This window comes from Mucilaginibacter aquariorum, from assembly GCF_024498135.1.
GTDB classification, from domain to species: domain Bacteria; phylum Bacteroidota; class Bacteroidia; order Sphingobacteriales; family Sphingobacteriaceae; genus Mucilaginibacter; species Mucilaginibacter aquariorum.
Map to the genome: position 1 here is coordinate 1,728,215 of NZ_JANHOH010000001.1, position 22,512 is coordinate 1,750,726.

General features: G+C 42.8%; 15 protein-coding genes. All 15 read right to left on the bottom strand.

The genetic code is table 11. The features are described from left to right. Positions 1-9 precede the first annotated feature (9 nt). Positions 10-594 carry a LutC/YkgG family protein gene (locus NPE20_RS07385; protein WP_256537971.1) on the bottom strand — a complete coding sequence of 195 codons (585 nt, stop codon included), beginning with the start codon at positions 592-594 and terminating at the stop codon, positions 10-12. A gap of 3 nt (positions 595-597) precedes the next feature. Continuing rightward, positions 598-1,968, bottom strand: a complete 1,371-nt coding sequence (locus tag NPE20_RS07390) for a lactate utilization protein B (protein ID WP_256537972.1) — start codon at positions 1,966-1,968, stop codon at positions 598-600. Further along, a complete protein-coding gene (locus NPE20_RS07395; RefSeq protein ID WP_256537973.1) occupies positions 1,965-2,702 on the bottom strand; it encodes a (Fe-S)-binding protein in 738 nt (245 codons plus the stop codon). Before NPE20_RS07395 ends, NPE20_RS07390 begins: the two co-directional genes overlap by 4 nt. Next, on the bottom strand, positions 2,699-4,051 hold the full coding sequence (locus NPE20_RS07400) for an FGGY-family carbohydrate kinase (RefSeq protein WP_256537974.1): 1,353 nt from the start codon (positions 4,049-4,051) through the stop codon (positions 2,699-2,701). The genes NPE20_RS07395 and NPE20_RS07400 overlap by 4 nt, the downstream gene beginning before the upstream one ends. A gap of 11 nt (positions 4,052-4,062) precedes the next feature. Further along, a complete protein-coding gene (locus tag NPE20_RS07405) occupies positions 4,063-5,337 on the bottom strand; it encodes a sugar isomerase (protein ID WP_256537975.1) in 1,275 nt (424 codons plus the stop codon). 57 nt (positions 5,338-5,394) lie between these two features. Continuing rightward, positions 5,395-7,515, bottom strand: a complete 2,121-nt coding sequence (locus tag NPE20_RS07410; protein ID WP_256537976.1) for a bifunctional aldolase/short-chain dehydrogenase — start codon at positions 7,513-7,515, stop codon at positions 5,395-5,397. A gap of 27 nt (positions 7,516-7,542) precedes the next feature. After that, on the bottom strand, positions 7,543-8,622 hold the full coding sequence (rhaT, locus tag NPE20_RS07415; protein WP_256537977.1) for an L-rhamnose/proton symporter RhaT: 1,080 nt from the start codon (positions 8,620-8,622) through the stop codon (positions 7,543-7,545). A gap of 104 nt (positions 8,623-8,726) precedes the next feature. Beyond that, positions 8,727-9,752 (bottom strand): GntR family transcriptional regulator, encoded by a 1,026-nt coding sequence (locus NPE20_RS07420; protein ID WP_256537978.1) that lies wholly within the window; start codon positions 9,750-9,752, stop codon positions 8,727-8,729. A gap of 49 nt (positions 9,753-9,801) precedes the next feature. Next, positions 9,802-12,480 (bottom strand): glycoside hydrolase family 78 protein, encoded by a 2,679-nt coding sequence (locus tag NPE20_RS07425; RefSeq protein ID WP_256537979.1) that lies wholly within the window; start codon positions 12,478-12,480, stop codon positions 9,802-9,804. A 322-nt stretch (positions 12,481-12,802) separates the two neighbouring features. Next, positions 12,803-14,974 carry a GH92 family glycosyl hydrolase gene (locus NPE20_RS07430; RefSeq protein WP_256537980.1) on the bottom strand — a complete coding sequence of 724 codons (2,172 nt, stop codon included), beginning with the start codon at positions 14,972-14,974 and terminating at the stop codon, positions 12,803-12,805. Positions 14,975-15,159: 185 nt separating this feature from the next. Next, positions 15,160-16,362 carry a glycoside hydrolase family 76 protein gene (locus NPE20_RS07435; protein WP_256537981.1) on the bottom strand — a complete coding sequence of 401 codons (1,203 nt, stop codon included), beginning with the start codon at positions 16,360-16,362 and terminating at the stop codon, positions 15,160-15,162. An 18-nt stretch (positions 16,363-16,380) separates the two neighbouring features. Continuing rightward, entirely contained in the window at positions 16,381-17,610 is a 1,230-nt protein-coding gene (locus tag NPE20_RS07440) for a glycoside hydrolase family 76 protein (protein WP_256537982.1), read from the bottom strand. Between the two features lie 84 nt (positions 17,611-17,694). Then, positions 17,695-20,058 (bottom strand): GH92 family glycosyl hydrolase, encoded by a 2,364-nt coding sequence (locus NPE20_RS07445; protein ID WP_256537983.1) that lies wholly within the window; start codon positions 20,056-20,058, stop codon positions 17,695-17,697. Positions 20,059-20,100: 42 nt separating this feature from the next. Beyond that, positions 20,101-21,315, bottom strand: a complete 1,215-nt coding sequence (locus NPE20_RS07450) for a glycoside hydrolase family 76 protein (RefSeq protein ID WP_256537984.1) — start codon at positions 21,313-21,315, stop codon at positions 20,101-20,103. Positions 21,316-21,377: 62 nt separating this feature from the next. After that, positions 21,378-22,496, bottom strand: a complete 1,119-nt coding sequence (locus NPE20_RS07455) for a SusE domain-containing protein (protein WP_256537985.1) — start codon at positions 22,494-22,496, stop codon at positions 21,378-21,380. Between the last annotated feature and the right edge of the window lie 16 nt (positions 22,497-22,512).

Below are 22,512 nucleotides of genomic sequence, written 5' to 3' on the forward strand. Positions count from 1 at the left end.
ATACTCAACCTAAGACCTCATAAGAAAAATTGTCATCGTTTTGGGGCCGTGCGCGCCCATTACAAGGGATTGTTCTATATCCGCCGTTTTTGAGGGCCCTGCAATAAAAGCACCAAAGCCATATGAATCGTTCCCTATCCGTTCATAGGCTTTGTGCATATTAGCAACAATATCTTTTATAGGCAGGGCAATCATCAGATGCTGACAAATAAAAGGCAAAACCCGGTTCCCCATCAACTCTTCTGTTAGCCATACGGCACCGTTTTCTGCAACGCCAAAGTGCGCTTTTAAAACAGCTATTTCTACATTTTGCAACGAATGTGGCGAAATATTGGTGCCAATATCTTCGTTATATTCCACCATGCCTATTGTGCTTATCACACGGTGATCTGCTGATGTGTTGCTCTTAATGTGCTGATGGATATCCGCCAAATTATCAACAACAAATACCACACTGCCGATAGCGGTGAGGGTATCGGCAAACTGGCTTGCCAAATCTTCCTGATCTTCCGCAGTAAAATGGGTGGCCGGCAATGGACTAAAAGCTGGCTGGTTTGCCGCTATGGCGTTAATTATCTGTTCGCGGTCTGTCATTGCTTATCTGTTTTTAGCATACCATTCACCAAAAGATTGGTCGGGCGGTGCGGGCATATCGCGCTGTTTAAACCATGGATTAAAACGATTATTAACCGCGAAGGGCGCGAAACGTAAAACCATCCTTCCTGCTTTACCGCTGGTGTGATATAAAAAAGGTGAGGATAAGGTAATACTCATCAGTTTCATGGCGGCTTTTTTTGCCGCCGGCGCATATCCGTTTTGGACGATTACCTGCCGCCATTTATACAGCTGCTGATGAATATCTATTTTAACCGGGCATACGTTAGAACATGATCCACACAGCGTTGAAGCGAATGGCAGATCGGCAAATTTCTCCATATCCAAATTAGGAGCAAGTATGGCACCAATAGGCCCCGAAATAGCATTATGGTAACTATGCCCTCCGCTTCTGCGGTAAACCGGACAGGTATTCATGCAGGCACCGCAACGGATACATTTTAGAGAGTTCCTAAAATCGGCCCTGCCCAATTGTTTACTACGCCCGTTATCTACAATTATTACATGGATCTCTTTACTATCGCGCGGCTTGCTGTAATGGCTGGAATAAGTGGTAATTGGTTGCCCTGTGGCACTCCTGGTAAGCAGCCGTAAAAAAACACCGAGGTGCTTTCGTTCGGGGATTATTTTCTCAACCCCCATACTGGCTATATGTATATCGGCCAGGTGGGCGCCCATATCCGCGTTGCCTTCATTTGTACAAACCACAAATTCCCCTGTTTGGGCTATAGCAAAGTTTACTCCTGTTAAGGAAGCCCTCCGGGTTATAAATATGTTTCGCAGATGCTGTCTGGCGGTTTCTGTCAGATATTGAGGATCTGAATTTCCTTTATCCGTACCCAGATGCAGGTGAAAAAGCTCTCCTATCTCTTCTTTCTTTTTATGAATGCATGGCAGTACAATATGACTTGGCGGTTCTTTGGCTAACTGCACAATGCGTTCGCCAAGATCAGAATCGATAACCTCGATATTGTTGTTCTCCAAATATTCGTTTAAGTGGCATTCTTCGGTCAGCATAGATTTGCTTTTAACCATTTGCCTTATGCCTTTAGCTTTCAGCAGATCTAAAACAATTTTGTTATGCATTTCCGCGTTAGCGGCCCAATGAATGATGATCCCGTTGTTTTGCGCTTTTGCTTCAAACTCCTGCAGATAAACAGAAAGATTGGAAAGAACATTATCTTTTATGGCTGAAGCTGTGTCTCTTAGTAATTCCCAGTCGGGCAACTTGTTAACGGCTTTGTCTCTTTTTTGGCGGATCCACCAAAGGGTCTCGTCATGCCAGTCCACCCTGTCTTCATCCTTATTAAAATCGTCAGCTAATGCGGCGTGATCCTTTGTTTCCGTGCTCATTGGTACGAGTTTAATATTTCTGCTAAATGGATCACTTTAACTTTGCTGCCCTGCCTTCTCAATATACCTTCCATATGCATCAGGCAGGACATATCTACACCGGTAATGTATTCAGCGCCGTGCGACAGGTGATCTTCCACACGGTCTTTCCCCATTTTTACAGATACGGCTTCTTCGGCAACACAAAAAGTCCCGCCAAATCCGCAGCATTCATCTGGCCGGTTAAGTTGTACAATGTCTATCCCTTCTACCATATTTAAAAGCTTTCCGGGTTTCGAAAAGCCGGGCGCCACCAGCTCGCTCATCTGTGAAAGATATAAACCACGCTGGCCGTGACAGCTTTGATGAACGCCAACCTTAAAAGGGAACCTTGCAGGCAATGATTCTACTTGCAGTATATCGGTTAAAAAAGAACTAAGTTCATATATTTTATTCCGGATGGATGCAGCATCATCCGCATTTTCCGTGCTATGCAAATGTTCTTTAATATGCAGCACACAACTCCCCGAGGGCGCTACTATGTAATCAAAGTGCCGGAAGCTTTCGGTAAACAACTTATCGCAGCCACCGGTAAGGTGAGCAAAACCCGAATTTGCCATAGGCTGGCCACAGCATGTCTGGTTTTTGGGATAGCTAACATCTACACCCAATTTTTCCAGCAGCTGTAATGTTGCAATAGCCGCACCGGGGTAAAACTGGTCTACGTAACAGGGTATAAACAAACCTACCTTCATATAGAAATGCTTGAGGTTGCCGAATAATATTTGAGCTCTATGATATCATTAGGGATGGCTTTCCTGTTCCATTCTTTATGGATGACCAGGGCCGCACCCACTGCTGAGGCCTGCGCCATAGAAGCCGAAAATACTTCTATCGAAGGGAAGGCCCTTGCAAGCAAATTCATATACATCGAATTTTTGCTGAACCCACCATCGACAAAAATCCTTTTTACCGCAGATCCATCTAACACCAATTGCGTAGAAACAATCTGTTCCGCTACCAGGTCTAAAATCAACTGGTAATAGGCTTCGGTATCATCCTTAAAACTGTTAAGGTCCCTTTCTTCAAACCGCAATATTTCCGACTTACGTAAACGTTCGATAATACCCGGATCAAAGGACATGTGGCGGTATTTAACAACATTAGTTTTAAAGTGCGCTGCTATCCTTTTAACCTGTTGTTCGTGCTCATAACCCGCGAATAACCTGGAAGCCTTAACTGGTTTCCCCTGGTATTGTAAATAGCAAAGACAGTCATTTTTGAGATCTTCGGCAGTTAATGGTATATGGTTATAAGGGTTTAGGCTAATGCACCAGGTGCCTGTTGAAATAAGAATGAACGGTTCGCTAAAGTTAACCAGATACGGAATGAGCGCAGCAGAGCTATCATGCAAGCCAATCCCAACCTTATAGTTATTACCGGGAAACAAAGCCGGCACTACTTTATTTGGTGACAGCATTGGTGGCAGCTTTGCGGTTAACCCTTCATGTTGTACCCATTCATGATACCTGTTCCTGGCAAAATCCCACATAAAAGTATGGCAACCAACACTGGTTAGCTCAGAAAAGGGCTGGCCCGACAATAAAAAGCTGAGGTATTGCGGTAGATGCAGGGCATATTTTATTTTGGCGAATACTTCCGGCTTTTGATGCTTGATGCGGTAAAGTTGTAAGCCGGAATTAAGGCTACCCAATATAGGCGAAGCCGTAACAACACTTAATTGCTCTTTACCGCCGTAATCGTTATAAAACTTTTGGCTAAGCTCTTCCGGGTATTCTTTTAAGTAATTATAAAGCGGCGTAAGTGGTTTACCATCCGCGCCAACATATACAAAGCTTGCCCCATACGCTGAAAAATTAACGGCCCTTATTTTAAACTCCTTCATGCGAAAGACCTCACTAAGTGAGTCGAATACGGATAAGCGTAAACTTTCGATATTCTCGCATGCGAAACCATCTTCATCAACGGTTTCCGTAAATCGGGCTGATTTTTCGAATACGATCTGGTAGTCTTCATCAAACAAGAACAATTTCTTGTTGGTTTTACCTACATCAAATATTGCAATAACTGGTATGGCGCTCATATTCCTATCAATTACAGGCCTGTAGCCACGGTATTTACTCCGCGCTCTTTGATCAGGCTATCCCTCACATTTAATTTCCTATAGGCCTTTATAGGATCCAATGCCCCTCCCATCAATAAACTTGCCTGCGCAATTAACGGACGAACATCTGTCCTATAGGCAGCTTGTAATATCTCTTGTGCCAGCGCAACATCATTATTTAACTGAGCGGCTTGCAAGGCTTTTTTATCAACCAGCAATGCTTGTGCATAAGCAATTTTAATAGCCTGTACCGATTGTAAAAGATCCTCTATCGGGTCTTTTACATTGTGTGATGCATCTATCATCCAGCCTATATCTGTAGCATGGTTCATGTTACGGGCATCCATGCCTTCAACCAATTCGTTAAAGATCAGGAATAATTGATAGGGGTTTATGCTGCCAACAGTAAGGTCATCATCGCCATATTTAGAATCGTTGAAATGGAAACCTGCCAGTTTGCCTTCCATCAGCAGGATAGAAACAATTTGCTCGATATTGGTACCATTCAGATGATGCCCAAGGTCAACCAGCGTACTTGCTTTAGGGCCTAATTTGCTGGCCAGCAGGTATGATTGTCCCCAGTCGCCAATTGTTGTGGAGTAAAAGTTAGGCTCGTACGGTTTATATTCCACCCAAACTTTCCAGTCGTTAGGTAATGTGCCATATATTTCCTGCAAACTCTCAAGTGTATTTTGAAATGCCCCACGAAAATTAAGCTGCCCCGGAAAGTTTGACCCATCTGACAGCCATACGGATAAGGCTTTTGAACCCAACTCAACACCGTATTTAATAACTTCTATATTATGTTGAATGGCCTGTTGCCTCACCTCCTTATCAACATGGTGTAATGATCCAAATTTGTAGCTGTGCTTTTGGCTTGCCTGGTCCTGGAAGGTGTTAGAGTTTACGGCATCAAAATGTAGTCCTAATTGGGTTGCCAATGCTTTTATTGCTTGTGCATTATCAGGAATATCCCATGGGATGTGCAGGGAAATAGAATTGCTGGATCTGTTCAACGCGTGAATCACACCTACATCTTCCAGCTTTTCTTCCAGGCTGCGCGGCTCACCGCCGCCCGAGAATCGCCCAAAACGAGTGCCCCCTGTGCCTAATGCCCAGCTGGGTATAGCTATATTAAAAGCTTTTAATTTGCTTATTACAGTATCAAGCTCTTTAACATCAGCGGCAACATGTTCAAAATTGCGCTGATGATTTTTTAACAGCTGATGATTGTGCTCATCAATTGCATACTTCTCTAATTGCATATTAAGTTTATTTATAAAGTAAAGCGGAAGGTTAACCCGCTTTACTTTAGGTGTATATTATCGTACAAACGCGGCAGCTATCCCACCATCAACGTTTAATACGTTCCCGGTTGATTTGCTTAATAACCCGCCGGCAAAGGCAAAACAAGCATTTGCAATATCATCCGGTAAAATTATCTCGTTTAATAAAGTGCGCTTTGCATAGTAAGCAGGCAATTCTGCCACACTAACGCCATACGCTTTTGCACGACCTTCTGCCCATCCGCCGGCCCAGATGTTACTATCGCTGATCACGGCATCGGGGTTAACCACATTTACACGGATCTTATCGGGGCCAAGTTCGGCAGCATTGAGGCGGCTTAAATGCAATTGCGCCGCTTTAGCGCTTCCGTAACCGGCATTATTAGGGCCGCTTACCAGTGCATTTTTACTTACTATATTAATGATATCGCCACCATTATCCTGTTTCTTCATGATCTTCACGGCAGCTTGCGTTACAAAGAACTGGCCCTTAACCAATACATCATAAAGGATATCCCAATCTTTTTCCTGGTGGTCGGCAATGGTTTTTGATATAGATAAGCCGGCATTATTCACGATCAGGTCGACCCCGCCAAAAGCAAGCACAGCCTCGGCAAATGCCTGATCTATCTGTTCCTGGTTGGTAACATCTAACAAAGTAGTGGCAACGCTATCTTTACCAAATTGACTCCTAAACTCTTCACCGGCACCTGCAAGGCGCTCGGCATTCATATCATTAAGCACTACTACAGCGCCTTCTTCTATAAACTTTTTAGCGATTGCCTTGCCAATGCCACCCGCACTGCCGGTTATTAAAGCAACCCGGCCCGATAATGCCTTTGGCTTTGGCATACGTTGTAGTTTAGCTTCTTCCAGCAACCAGTATTCTATATCAAATGCTTCCTGCCTCGGCAACGAAGTATATTCTGAAATAGCTTCGGCGCCTTTCATCACATTGATAGCGTTTATGTAGAACTCAGCGGCTACACGCGCTGTTTGTTTGTCTTTAGCAAAAGTGAACATGCCAACGCCGGGATACAGTATTACCACCGGATTTGCATCGCGTATGGCGGGGCTGTTAGCATGCTTGCAGGTGTTATAATAATCACCATACATTTTACGATATTCTGCAAAAGAGGGCGCAAGTTTTTCTTTGATCGCATTTACATCAGACAGATCTTCATCCCTTTGAAGCGATAATACCAGCGGGCTTATCTTGGTGCGTAAAAAGTGGTCGGGGCAACTGGTACCCATGGGTGCCAGCCTTTCCAGGTCATTGGAATTTATGTATTCCAAAACACGGGTGTCATCGGTAAAATGCCCTATCATTCTGGTATTGGATGAGCAAAAGCCACGCAGGATAGGCGCCAAGGCTATCGCTTGTTTTTTGCGGTTCTCCTCGGTTGCGCTTTCAAGCTTTTGGCCGCCAAACACTGGGCCTTTTTTGCCATAATTCTGCTCCAGGTATTCGGCACATTTTTCTATTACTTCAAGGGTATTGATATAACTTTCATATGCGGTATCTCCCCACGTAAACAAACCATGAGAGCCCAGCATAATGCCTCGGATGCCCGGGTTATTATCTAAACATTCCTTTAACTGTAAACCCAGGTCAAAACCCGGGCGCTGCCATCCAACCCAACCTATAGTACCACCAAATAGTTCTTTGGTTATTTTTTCGCCATCTTTTGCCGCAGCTATCGCGATAGCCGCATCGGGATGCAGGTGATCAATATGTTTAAATGGCAAAAAGCCGTGCAGTGGTGTGTCTATTGAGGGTGCTTTTGAAGCCAGATCAAAGATGCTGTGATTAAAAAGTTCCACCATTTCATCCTCATACTCTATGCCCCTATATACATTTTTTAAGCTGCGTAAACGGTCAACGTATAAAGCAGCAAGACCGCTTTTCTTCAATGTTCCTATATCTCCGCCCGATCCTTTGATCCACATTACTTCCACTTGCTGGCCTGTTAGCGGGTCTTTGTCTATTACTTTACATGAAGTATTTCCCCCACCATAATTGGTTAGCCTTAAGTCGGCACCTAAAAGGTTGGAACGGTAAATAAGCAGGGCGACCTCATCTCCGGCTAATGCCGCTGCTTTTTCATCATCCCAAAGGTAACTTACATGTTTAAATTCTGTTGTGCTGGTAGCCATACAATTAATTTTAATGCTATTGAATATTTATTTTATTGAGTTGCCATAACCAACTATCAACACCGAAAGTATTATAGTGAAGATGCCGGCAATGACGGTGTATTTTGCTTTTTTACTTACGCCTTTCCATTCATTTAAAAATAACCCCCAGCTGTTTGCAATGAGTATGATGAAAGCCATGTGCAGGATCCATGAACTGGCCCCGTTACCCAATTTACTTTCGCCCATACCATAAAAGAAAAATTGCAGGAACCAGGTTGTACCTGCAAGGGCACAAAAAAGATAGTTTTTTAGTAACGGTTTTTGTTTGTTGGTATAATCGCCAAATGTTTTATTGCGGGCATTTAATATCATGCACCATATAAAGTTGGTGGTTAACCCACCCCATAATATCACTATGTAGGTAACATTATTTGAGAAAAGAAAATTGCCTTGACCGGCATGGGTTGATTGCCAGGTGGTATTAGCCATATCGGCCATGGTTTTCCCTGCCTCTATCCCGAAATTGAAACAGGCGCTTAAAACACCTGATATAATGGCGACAAATATGCCCAGTCCAAAACGGTAATCCTTATTATTGTTTTCGGCTTGTTGATTTTTTGCCAGATCGCGCTCTTTAATTGTTCCTGCCCGCCCGCAAATAATAATGCCAATGGTACAAATAACAATACCCAATAAAACCATTTGGCCCCAGTGGCTATGCAGCAGCATGCTAAAGGTATCCTTCCCTTCTTTTGGGTAGATGTTATAATAAACCGATGGAATAATTGAACCAAATACCGCGCATAAGCCCAGTATAATAGTGCTGCCTAATGATACACCCAAATAGCGCACCCCCAGGCCATAAGTAAGCCCGCCAATGCCCCAAAGCAAACCAAAAAAGTAAGTGAGCAATAGTATTTGCCCGTCTGTTGCTTTAATAATTTCGGTAAAATTTGGAATGGTTAGCCATGCGGCCAGCGGCGGTACAATAAGCCATGAAAATATACCGCCTATTATCCAAAAGCTCTCCCATGCCCATCCTTTTACTTTTTTGTAAGGGATGTAGAAACTACCAGACGCAAAGCCGCCTATAAAGTGGAATATAACTCCAAAGATTATCTGCATAATTTATTTTTAACCTGTTTATAATTGGTTAACAATAATAAATTTATTAGCTGATAAAACTGTCACCCACTGTTTCGCTTAATGGTAATTATGCTTTACCATCTCTAAATGGAAGGCCGCACGATCGTGTTAAAAGGCACCTTTATTTGCTCAGCTATATTGCTTAAAACAAGTTCCGCAGCCTTTTTACCCATAAAATCAAAGTCTGCTGAAATTGTGGTGATCCCGTTTAAAATAAACTTTTTTAATGGTGTTTCATTATATGAAATAATGCCGATATCTTCTTTCAACACCAACTGGTTCGACAGTAATTTGCCAACCAGCTCAACCAGGTCATTTTCTGTTAGTGTAATATATAAACTGTTCTTTGATATGTTTTCGTTCTTAAGGTCGGGGATAATTTCATAATCACAATTATACTTTTTGCAAAAGTTGAGGAAACCCATAAGTATATCTGTTGAATAATAGCTATTCTTCGGAAAAACTATCGCAAGCGAGGTGTATAACCTAACCTGTGGTAATAACTCAACCAGGGAGTTATAAATATCATTTTCAAAATCTTCGTATACGGCAGCGAATTTTCCGTCTACCCCGTCTACCAATTTCCCCACCAAAACTAATTTTTCTTTAGGGATCTGGTTGATGACTTGAAAAGGCTCTTCGCCATTATCCACAAAATGCGGGATTATTACAATTTTATCATACCTGTCTATCTTATCAGCCAATATCTTTTTTAAAAAACTTAAGCTGCTGTTATATATAAAAAAATCAATTGACGCGCTATCCCCTAATGATTCCGCGAAAGAATCATATATCATTTTCTTGGGGCTGCTAAGCTTGTTAAACAATAGCAGCACCTTAATAGACCTGTTTATATTGGTATTGGAAATAAAATAACCTTTTCCCGGTACAGAGCTAACCACACCACTTTGTTTTAAGGTGTTGTATGCCTTTGTCACAATGTTTCTTGAAACATCCAGCGCTATACTCAGATCATTTATGGATGGCAAAACATCGTTGTCATCTATAAGCTTATCATTAATTCCCTGCAAAATAGCATTGCATAACTGCCTGTAATAAGGTGTTAGCGAATATTCATCTATATGCAGGATCTTAAGGAAGTTTTTCATGATATAAATATCGTCAAATCTGTTTCGTGCCTGATTCCAGGCGGTCATTTTATTTTAGTTCAAACTTATACGATCCAGCATTTATTTTATAACCTCCGGTTGCATTTATCAAGGTACCGTTTAAATACACTTTTGCATTAGCTTTACCCGGGAAACGTACAGTAGCGGATGAATTGGCCGGTATGGTGACATTATACGTGATAGTGTTACCAGTTCTTACCCACGAAGAAACAATTTTACCGTAAGGGCCATCATGACTGGCATTAAAAAAATTAAGGCCGCTAACAAAGTTAGGTTGTAGCAATACATTTTTGAAACCGGGATGCTGTTCATCGGGTTTTATGCCGCCCAATCCCTTAAAGAACCAGCCGCCAATTTCGCCAAACATCATGTGGTTTAATGATATATCCCTGGCTGCATTTATATCCCAGTTCTCGTATAACGTAGTGGCGCCGTTCACAATCCACCATCCCCACGAAGGGTAAGTATCCTGTGCAGCCAATTTGTAGGCTGTTTCGCCCTGGCCATTATCACTTAAGGCATTTAAAATAGCTTTAGCTCCCAACACACCAACATCCAGGTGCATGCCATCGGCAGCAACCCGTTTTGCCAGGTTTTCGGCAAGGCGGACCCTGTATTGGTCGGGCACTATCCCCCACTGCAGGGCCATACTTAGTTCTGTTTGCACACCGCTGCCGTAAAGGCAAGTTTGTTTATTAAAGTATTTATTGTTGATGGCCTGCTTAATTTTCGCTGCCAGCGTGCTGTAATAGGTATAATCCTGTTGATTACCAAAAAGTTTGGCTGCCTTTGCCAGGATATTAGCATCTACATAAAAATAAATTGATGAGGTATATTCTAAAGATGAAGATGATTTAACAGGTACCCAGTCGCCACGGCCAAAGGTTGTAAGCCCGTCCGGGCTTATGCTTTCGACATAATTAACATAAGCCTTTATATTGCTATAATTATCAGACAATGCCCTGCTATCACCATAAAATATATAAAGGTTCCATGGGATAATAGCGATCGTGCTTGTCCAATCGGTGCCGTTGGCCGTGCCATATCCCCAACCACCTGTAGGGATGATATCCGGCAGCACGCCGTTTGGCTGCTGCTCGTCCCGGTGATCTGCCAGCCACTTTTCATAAATAGTGATACCGTCAAAATTATACAGGCCCGTTTCTACCGCAAAATGACCGTCGCCTGTCCACCCGTTCTTTTCGCGTTGCGGGCAATCTGTAGGATAACCAAAAAGGTTTGACAGGTATGAACTATTTGTTGCCGCCCATAATTTATCTATCAACTGATTTGATGAGCTAACCCTACCGACAGCAGGCACATCGCTGTGCATAAAATAGGCAGTAACATCTTCCTTGTTTAATGTAAGCGGTTTGCTGCTCGTTATCTCTACATATTGAAAGCCCTTGTAGTTAAACTTAGGCATAAATTCAACAGGCCCCTTTCCGTTCAGTATTACAATATCAGTTTGAAAAGGATCATTCTTATCTTTAGGCCTATAGTAAACATCTATGTTAGACATATCTACATGGCCATTTTTGTAAAGCCTTTCGCCATGTTTTATCTTCACTATTGTTCCGCTTTCTCCATTTAATTTCACTTTCGTAACACCTGCAATATTGCGGCCCATGTCTAATACATAGGTGGTATCATCAAATTTGATAATGCTTTTGGCCGCGATCTCCTCCACGTTACGGATAGGATGCATAGTTTGGCTTACAATTTGTTTGGATGGCACTGCACGAAGTATCACCTCTTTCCAGCTTTTATCATCAAAGTTGGCGGTGTTCCATCCGGGCATTTCTAAACGGCTGTCGTAATGCTCGCCTGTGTAAATACTGTTAAAGATGATAGGGCCAGATTGCGTTTTCCAGGTATCATTTGTAGAGACAACTTCGGTAGATCCATCAGTATAAGTTATCCTCATGTCGAGGCAAAACGCAGGCCTTTGCCGCCAGGGCGCGCGATCAAAGTTCCAGACAGCTAACGACTGGTGATTATACCAGCCATTACCAAGCAATACACCGATGGCATTTTTACCGTCCTGTAAATTGGCTGTAACATCATAGGTTACGTATAGGTTACGCCTGTCAAACCGGGTATACATGGGATCCAGTCGATGGTTACCTATCTTTTTGCCGTTAATATACATTTCATATAAACCGGCCACCGCAATGTAGGCCCTTGCTGATCTTATTTTTTTGTTGACTTTAAATGTTTGCCTGAAATATGGCGCCGGCTTTGCATCAACACTTTTGTTATCGCTTATCCATGCACCCCGCCAGTTACGCTGGCTCATCATCCCTGTCTCAAAGTTTGCCAAAGTCGATGGTGCTATTTTCTTTCCCTGGGCATTCCAAAGCTGTACACGCCAATAGTATTTGGTAAATGGCTGCAAGGGTTTGCCCTTGTAAGCTACCAGGTTTTCAGAAGAAGCGATCTTTGCGGTACTCCAGCTTACCCCTTGTCCTGATGCAACAGCTGCCGAATCTGTGCCAACAATTAACTGGTAGGCCGATTGCCGGGCACCGTTTTGCCGGTCATCCAGCATCCAGGTAAGCCTGGGGTTAGTTACATCAATGCCCAGTGGGTTGTATAAATGCTCACAATTAAGATTAATAGCATGAGCACTGGTTTGTGCCGATATATTTTGATGGAATAAACCCATTGAAAGGACCAGGCATGTAAACGAAAATTTCAAACTCATATAGGTTTAAGAAAATGATGTAAATATCGTTATGGAATTATGTTAATTCGAAAGTACAAATTAGGCATCCGTATCATCATACCGATGTTAATAGATTGAAAAATCTTATTAAAGTTAAAATATATAAATCCCATTAATACTCTTTAGGTTGTTCCAATGCTTGTTGGAAAGATGCAAATACCAAATTAAAACATAAACAGACAGATAACTGTACCTGTCTGTTTACCCTACTTTGTTCAGATAGAGCGTCCGGTTTCATTCTGCTAAAAAGCCACAAATGAAGTTCATTTGTGGCTTATCAAATAGCGATCAGACCTGACCCTTATTTTGTAATAATTGCAATTTTACCGCCTTGCTTAAACAGATCGTGCGACACGAAATATCCCTTAACTTTCTTCCCGTTAACTTTTATTGATGTGATCCCTCTGCCTTTTCCGGGTTTGGTTATAGTAAGTAATTTGCCATTGCTGGTTTTCCATTTTACTTCATCAAAAAGCGGAGCTGTTACTATATATTTTGGATCTGTAGCCGAAAACGGATACAAACCCAACGAACTGAATACATACCACGACGACATTTCACCGGCATCGTCCATTCCACTCAGCTCCAGGCCTTCCTCGCCTATGCCATATAAATTATTCAAAATGTAATCAATCACTTTCTGTGATTTTTCCGGCTTCCCAATAAATGTATAGGCAAATGGGGCTTCATGATCCGGTTGGTTCCCCTGGCAATACTGCCCTATCATGGTTTCCACATTTCTGGCAATGTAGTTAGGGTTCCAAGGCAAAGTGAATAACGAATCTAATTTTGCTTCAAACTTTTTTGGGCCACCATATAAGCTAATTAAACCCGGCATATCATGTGGCGCAAAGAAGGACACCTGCCAGGCATTGGCCTCTCTGTACATATACTCATAATAAGGCTGCTCGGGGTTAAAGTTTTTGATCCAATCGCCATTCTCTAATCGTCCTCGCATAAAACGGGTCGACGGGTCAAATACATTTTTGTAGTTCTTTGACCTCGCCATTAAAATTCTATAATTGGCTGTATCGCCTAATTTTTTGGCGATCTGAGCAACCGAATAATCATCGTAAGAGTATTCCAGCGTTTTTGAAACACCCGCTTTAGCCTTTGTTTCTACCTCGGGGTGTTCAATATCCGGATCAGATATATAACCCTTTTGAATATATTCGGTAATAAATGGACGGCTTCCACCCTCAACATTGGCGTTTCTTAACAGTAATTGATAAGTGCCCTTTATGTCGAATTTATCTATCCCCCGCAGGTAAGCGCCTGCAATAGATGAAGCGCCATGATCACCATGAAAAAAAGTTGGTATAAAACCGGTTTTATCCCCTACGTCTTTCATCGATTTAATAACATCGAGCGTAACCTGCGGGCTAATCAGCCCTAAAAGTACATCCTTGTTGCGGTAAGTATCCCATAACGATGGCTCGGTATAATAGTTAAAATCAGCTTTCACGATGTTCTTTTTAACATCCCTGAATTCTCCGTTTACATCACTGCGCAATGCCGGCCAAAGAAACGACCGGTACAGGCAGGAATAAAACATTTGTTTTTGCTTCCCTGTGCCCCCTTCTACCTGAATAGATGATAGAATATTCTCCCATTTTTGGGTCGCTTCCGCGCGGATAACATCAAAGGTTTTATTGCCTATCTCCTTTTCCAGATTTTGCTTTGCATTTTCTGCACTCACAAACGAAAGCCCTATCTTAAGTTCTACAGGCGCTGTACCGCCATTCGCTAAATGTACAATGGCAAAACCGGTACGCTTTCCCTCTTCTGTTTTATTTAACTTGTTAATTTTGGTGTTCAACTCGGCATAAAAGTAAATATTCTCGCCACCTTGAAAGCCCTTTAAAGCCGAATCACCAACCTGCTCTATGTTCCATGTTGATACCCTGCTATTGGCTTTGCCCAGATCAAAAAGTATTTGCCTGTTTGAATTGTTTTTATATTCGTATTTATGATATCCGGCCCTTAATGTAGAGGTTAGGCTCACCTTTACGTTGTAATCATCCAGATAAACCTGATAAAAGCCCGGTGCCGAACTTTCCCTTTGATGACTGAACTTTGAACCGAATTTGCTGCCCGGGTTAGACATGGGAAGGATTGGGATATTACAAAGGTTCCAATGCCCTTTGTTAGTATGCGTAAAGCCCAAAATTACAGAATCTTCATATTGATAACCGGCGCCCGAACCATATGCTGTCATTGGGCTTAATTGTACCATAGCATTAGGCAGCGAACTTCCCGGGAATGTAAGGCCCGCCCATGACCGCCAACCTTTTGGTAATTCATAACCAAGTATTTTTGGATCATTAAGCGGCGCGGTACCAATAAAGGTATTTACGTATCGTGTATATTTTACTTGCTGCGCTTTTGTTAAAGCGTGGGACGAAAGCAGAATAAATGCTATTAAATATGATATAATCTTGATCTTGCTTTTCATTTTGATCTTGTATTTCATGATTTTGCGTTAATCTTAGGCGCGCTTAATTGATTTAGCTGCGTAAAATATATAATGTCTCCCTTTTTCGAAACAATTATTAAACAAATTCTTTTCTAACACTTGTTGAGTGGAACAGGTGTTATTTAAAAAAGCGCCCCCGGCTCTCACTACCGATGGGCGCATATATTAACCAACTTAAATTGCTACTTCTTCTCCTTTTGCAGGATGCTTAGGCGGGCATAAAGCTCCGCTATACAGGCTTCATCTAAAAGCCATTTGGGTTTCTTTAACTCGGCAGGTATGGGTGTCCAACTGTTGGTTGTCAGTCCATATTGGTCGCGCGAATTTTGCCATGCATAGTTCAGGTCCTTCTCAATAGCGGCTATGTACCGGTAGTCGCCGTCCACTTTATATAAAGCTTCGTAACCACGGAATAACACGGTAACAAACCACGGCAGATCAATTTGCAGGGTTAAGTTTTTATAGTGCGGTACATTGCTGAAATGCTTGTAGCTATCCCTTGCCAATTGCTTTGCCTGATCCAGGTATTGCTTTTCGCCGGTAAACTTGTACAACATCACCGCAGCTTCCAATAATGAGCCTGTGTTATAGGTATAAAAGGTACGGTTCTGCTTACCATCCAATTTTACATCATTTACAATTACACCTGTAGAATCGCGCAAGGTGTTGTACATCCATTTGTAGAATTTCTTCCCTTGCTCCAGGTAATATTTATCTCTACTGCCCTCGTAAATTTTTAAAGCAGTAAGCGTAGCCATTCCGTTGCTACAGGCAGGCTTTTGGTCATTATGACCTTCCAGCCAGGTTACACCACCGCCGGCATCATCATTCCATCCGCTTAATATAAATTTAAAAACATCCTTAGCACGCTGCAGATACAGTGGGTTTTTAGTATTGAAATACGATTCCATATAATCGATACCTACCAACCCGTTATCATCATAATACCTATCGGTTTTCTCAAGCTTTACCGGGTAGGCCTGGTAACCTGCAGGTTTACGAACGGGATCACGGTATTGCTCAATACCCATAACCAAACTATCCTGATAAGGTTTGTACTTAGCTTTTAAAGAAGAGCCCTTCATAAGCACATTAGTAGCCGAAAACATACCCGAAAACGGCCACAAAAAGCTTACTTCCTTCTCTTTAACGCCCGCTCCCTGGAAATAGTTAAGCGTATCTTTTTTGTTCGACGGATAATTCTCAGAGAACAGCCCAACATGAGCGGGCACACGGTAACGTTTCCAAACATTAGCATACATGCTTTCGGCACGTTTCTGATATTCGGCAGACAGGTTTTGCTGCGCTGATGAAGTTTGAAAACCGCCAATTAAAACAACCGGGATAATCAATAAAGCACGTAAGTAGTTGTATTTTAAATTCATATTTATTTTACTATTGTCTTATCTATAATCAGATAACAATCCCTGTGTTCGCTGCATCCATGCCTGGTCAACTCCTTCTTGCCTTGTTTCCACACTACTTCCGTCGAAATTGCAGAAATGGTAATAGCCAAGGTTAGTGGTATTGCGCAGTTTGGTATTCATATAATCAATGTTTTGTTGGGCATAATCAAGCCAGGCGGTGTTACCATCCCTTTGGTAAAGTTTGATCATAGCCTGCGATCCCCATACGCACCATGCCGGGTTTATCCTGCCGTCGGTAGTATTAAAAATGTACACATGGTAAGTGCTGTTCCATAGGGTTGTGTTCATGCTGCTCCCAAGATTTTGCGCTTTGGTTACATAGCTGTTATCTGCCAAAATTTGGCCGTAAAGCAAAAAAGCCTCAACCATAATGGCGTTATCGTAGGTGAATTTTTCGGTATGTTTAGTGCCGGAACCCGCGCCGTCAATTTTCCAGATATACAGCCCGGTTGTCGCGTCAAGCATATTACCTACCAGCCAGTTTTTAATAGAAATAGCCCAATCCCGGTAATAGGTTTGGCCGGTTATCTGGTAAAGGCGTAAAAACAATTGTAACGCTAAACCATTGGTTTGCGTTGGCTTGCTTTCTTTTACGGTGTTCCACCAAAAACCACCGCCATAGGTACTATCCCACTGGCCACTGTTCATGAGCCAATTTGCACATGCTTTTGCCGAGTTTAAATAATTGGTTTGGGTTGTACCGGTGCTAACATCATAGGCATCAAGATAAGCTACGCCCGATAAAGCATTATCATCAGTGTATTTATCTCCGGCTGCTCCGCTTCCGTTCACATTAGCTGCTGCAAAGTAACCGCCTGAAGGGCTGGATCCATCCCACATGTTATTCATCCAGGCATATGCATTGTTCATGTAAGGCGCATATGCCGTGTTGCCAATTTTCACCATAGCGGCATCGGCATAGATCTGGCTAACGTTGTACCACTCATAGGCGGTAGTAGTTTGTGTTGTGGTATTTACCTTATAACTGTTATAAGTGGTAAGCAGATTACCGTACACAAAATTGTGTGTCTCCTGGGCTTTTATATAATAGGCCGAGCTTGTGCTTTGAGCTTTGAGCTTTTTACCCGCTGTGGTTTCATCAATAGTACTTTTTGTAGAAGGTGCCTGATCTTTTTTACAGGCAACCAATACAATGCTTAGCATAATAAATGCCGAAAGCACTTTTGCAACTTGATTTGTTCTCATAAGTAAAGGTTTATATTAGGTTTAATTGATTCCGTTTATAATATCTTTTATTTATGCTCTCTCACATGCCCGGCTAAAAATGATCTATTGTGCCGATGGCGGTGGCGTTTTTGTGCCCCACGCTGTATTTGGCTGACCGCCCATAATAAATATTAGCTTACCGCCTTTCATCAACTCATCGCGGTATAGCCAGCAATTATCAAGTGGTGCCCCGTTAAATGTTGCCGATTGGATGTAAACGTTATCCTTCGAATTGTTTTTTGTTTCGATGGTTAACGTTTTGCTATTACCCAAAGTAATTGTCGCTTTATCAAACAATGGACTACCCAATTCTACAATAGGTCTCAAATCGGTAAAACCTTTCACATCAAACAAACCCAAAGCGTTTATCACATACCAAGACCCCAGTTGGCCCTGATCTTCATCCTGCCCGTAACCATAACCGTGGATAGGTTCGGTACCGTAAAACTCTTGACCAATAAGTCTTGTCCATTTTTGGGTTAACCATGGCTTACCCGAAAAATTGAACAACCAGCTGATATGCAGATTGGGCTGGTTACCGTGGTTATAAATAGAGTTGATGCCGGCAAACGCATCGATAGTTTTGCCACCACCAAAGCCCAATTTTTCTGATACCGTGAAAATGCTGTCTAACCTTTTATTGAAATTATCCTTACCAATAGCATCGATAAGCCCGGCCGGGTTTTGCGGCACATAAAAAGTATACTGCACAGCGTTACCTTCCTGGAAACCTCTCCAGGGTTGGTATGGGTCAAACTTTTCTATAAAGCTGCCGTTCGCCCTTTTTGGCTGCATCAGTTTATTCTGCGGATTAAAGATCTGCCTCCACCCGTTTGAGTATTTGATGAGCTTGTTGTAATCATCCGTTTTACCCATTGCTTTGGCCATTTGTGCCGCCGCGAACGCGCTGTAGCTGTACTCTAAAGTATGCGAGCCCGAAAAATTAGAACCTGTAGAATCGGTAACGAAATCTCTGCCTGTTTGATCTAAAAACGGCACGTAGCCATGATCTAAAAACGCTTTGGTATCCATTTTACCAGAACCTACAGCACGGTTTTTATAATTAAACTCGTTACCTTTTACGGCTTCGTAAGCCAGGTTAACATCATAGTTTCGGATACCCACATTATAAGCGCCTGCCACGGCAAGGCCCACAAAGTTTGTTCCCACACCCGATACATATTCGCTGTTGGCAACACCATCACCAAACCAGCCTTTATCTTTATAAAGCTGTAATTGCGTGTTTACAAAGCTGCCATACCACTCCGGGTAAGATAGCGACCATAACTGGGTAATATTCCAGAAACCGCCCCAAATGGCATCAGTATTGATAAACTCGGCTTTAAGGTTTTTATCTGTTTGCGCAGGCAGCTGGCCGGTTAAACCGCCATGCTTTGGATAAGCGCCGTTAACATCGCTGGCTATACCCCTGCCCAATAAAGCATGGAACAGGCCGGTATAAAACTTGGTTTTGTTTTGCTCATCGGTGCCTTCTACCGTAATTTTACCAAGCTGTTGCTCCCAGGTTTGCTGGGCTTTCGCTTTGGCTTGCTCAAATGACAGGCCGGTAGCTTCGGTAGTAAAATTATTCTTGGCGTTGGCAATAGAGGTGTATGACAAGCCTGTTTTAATCTCGATGGTTTCGTTATCAGTAGTTTGATAATTTAACACCAGGCCGGCACCTTTACCGGTAGCACTTGTGCTGTTTTCCTTCACATTATCGCCCGCAAAAGAAGAAATGCTTGCAGGTTTCTTGCTTATCTCACCGTAAAAGAACATATCCACCTTGCCTTGCGGGTCGTATATTTTTACATACTTTGGATAGGTGCTTACAAAGCCCTCAAAGTGGGTATCATCGATCATTTTTATGCCCGCATCGGTAACATCGCCGCTTTCGCCTTGCTTGTTGCCAATATCCAGTATAATGTGCGATAGCTCGTTTTTAGGGAAGGTATAGCGTTGAAAACCTACCCTTTTGGTAGCGGTAAGCTCGGCGGTGATCTTATAATCATCCAGCAAAACCTTGTAATAACCGGGTTCGGCAACCTGGTTCTTGCGATCGAATTTTGAGCGGTAGCCCGTGTTAGCGCCTTCCAGATCGCCAGGCCTTACTTTTAGTGTGCCGGTAGTTGGCATATAGCTTACACCGCCCACCTGCCATTCATGAAAATGCACAAAACCTTCTATCGAGTTTTGGCGGGTATCATAACCCACCGCTTCCCAGCCCGAAGCGTTGCCATAATGCCCGTTGGTAGATGGGGCCAGCTTTGCCATGCCATACGGCACCGCGGCAGGTGTATAAAAAAACCAGCGACTATGCGCCGTACCAATGTTAGGGTCGACGTATTTTGAAACACTTTCGCGCTTTACACTGCACGATGCCAACATGGCCAGTAAAGCAATACCGGAACTGAACTTTATTTTCATGTAGATATGTTTAAATAGCGGCATTACCCGCTATGGATCTTCTTATTTATATTTAGACATCATAGCCTGTATCCTTTGCATCCAGGCCTGGTCAACACCTTCTATCTCCGGCGAGCGGTTATCACCCGCAAAGCCCGAGAAAAAATAGTAAGCATGCGTATCTTTATTACGGGCTGCCTTGTTTAGCGCGTCAATATTATTTTGCGCAAACGTAAGCCACTTCGCATTTTTATCCTGCTCATATAACCTTATCATACCTTGCGTTCCCCAACCGCACCAGGCAGGGTTTACACGTGTTTGGCTTGGGTCGGTATTAAATATATAACCTTTGTAGGCCGAATTCCATAAAATAGTATTCATGGCATTGCCTATTGCCTGTGCCTTTGCAAGATAGCTGGCATCGTTCATAGCCTTGCCATATAATATATCGGCCTCTATCATTATCGCATTATCGTAAGTGAACTTCTCGGTGTGTTTGGTACCTGCACCTGTGCCGTCTATCATCCATATATACAAGCCTGTTGAAGAATCGAGCATATTGTTGCGTAGCCAATTATTCACCTTTGTTGCCCAATCACGGTACTCTGTATTGCCTGTTACGGTGTAAAGGCGCGCGAAAAGCTGCATAGCAACACCGTTTGATTGTGATGGCTTATTAGGTTTTGATGTGTTCCACCAAAAACCGCCGCCATAGGTACTATCCCAAAGCCCGCTGTTTATCAACCAGTCGGCACATGCTTTGGCTTTATTTAAATAAGCTTGTTTATCAGCACCTTCTGTTATATCATATGCTTCCAGGTAAACCATACCGGTAAGGCCATTATCATCAACAAATTTGTCGCCGCCAGCACCGGTACCGTTTAGGTTAACCGATGCAAAGTAACCGCCACGAAGGTCAGACTTATCCCAAAAGCCTTCCATAAACTGGAAGGTTTTGTTCATGTATGGCAGGGCGGTTGCATCACCGGCAGCTACTAAGGCAGCATCGGCGTAGATCTGGCTTACATTATACCATTCAAAACAGCTATTGGCGTTTGTAGTAGTGTTTGCGCGATAACTAAAATTAGAGGTTAAAAAATTATTGGTAACAAAGCTACGCGTTTGCTTTGCCAGGTCAAGATATGATACAGTTGCCGGCGGATCTGGAGGGGGCGTTCCACCACCTCCACCCGGAGGTTTTGGCGTTACATTACTCTTACCGCACGACGACGCCATTAAAATTACCACAGCCATCCACCCAAATAGTACTTTTTTCATGATGATATTTTATAAAGCACCTGCAACTTAAAGCTGCAGGTGCATAAATTATAAGCAGCGGCTTAATTTACCGTTACTTTATGCGTATAAGCATCTGGTTTAAACATTACATCAACTTTAACATTTGCCTTGTCGGCAGATGGATCAAATTTGTAGGTGTTGCTCCATTGATCGTTGGTTACCGGCCACAGATAAAAATAAGAAGCTGGTTTGCCTGCTGGTGGGTCGTTGTTGGCATTACTGCTTCCAATATATTCCAGTCCGCCCGCAGTATGTACAATAAACTTATAACGCTCATCCCGGCCCCATGAGAACTGATAAAATTCTACATCTACACTTGGCGCTTCCCAGGTACTGTTACCTATGTAATTTAACGTACCAATTTCGGTACCATAAGCAGACATATATAAACCTATAGATTGTATTTCCATTGATTTTGAAGTAGCCGAGGTAAAGTCAAAATTTAGGCGGTATGTTTTTTTGGCACCGCTAACAGTAATTGGGGTATTGCCTGCTTTAATAATGCCATTCTCAATATAATACTGGTTGCCGCCGTCGGTGTTTTTATCGGTAAGGATATAGTCACCGGCAGTTAACGAGGTATAGATCTCGAATACGCCATCCTCGGTTTGCTTTAATTTAACCGCTTTGCTTAGGTCTGTACCCCCTTCGGTTGCCGTACCTGTCAGGTAAAGCTCAGTCGGGTTTTCTGCAAATCCCGCCGGCCTGTCTAACTGTATGGTCCTTGAAACCGAAGCAATTTTGACGTTGGTACCTTTTGATGCGATAACCGTCCATTTTAACTTGCCTGTGCTTGAAGCTGGTATACCGGCTGTATTAGCTATCTTGTTCAGAGCTTTATGAGTAAGCGTAATTTGTGGATCTACCCCACCTTTATCAGATACTACTTTATACACTGGCTTACTAAAATCACCGCCTTCTTTAATAAAGGCAATTTCGTATAGTACCAGCCCGCCATCCGCATCTGTCGCAGCATCCCATTTAAACAATACGCTTGCATCACTTGTAGGGTCGAGCACCACATCGGTATTATCATCCGGCGAAGCCAGATTGCCTACAGCGGTTAAGTTAAGGTTTAATGGCCTTCCTTCCTTTTTGCAGGATGTGATTGAAATTATGGCCAGCAGAATTATGCTACCCAGCCTGATCAGATTTTTCATATCTCTCTAATTTTTT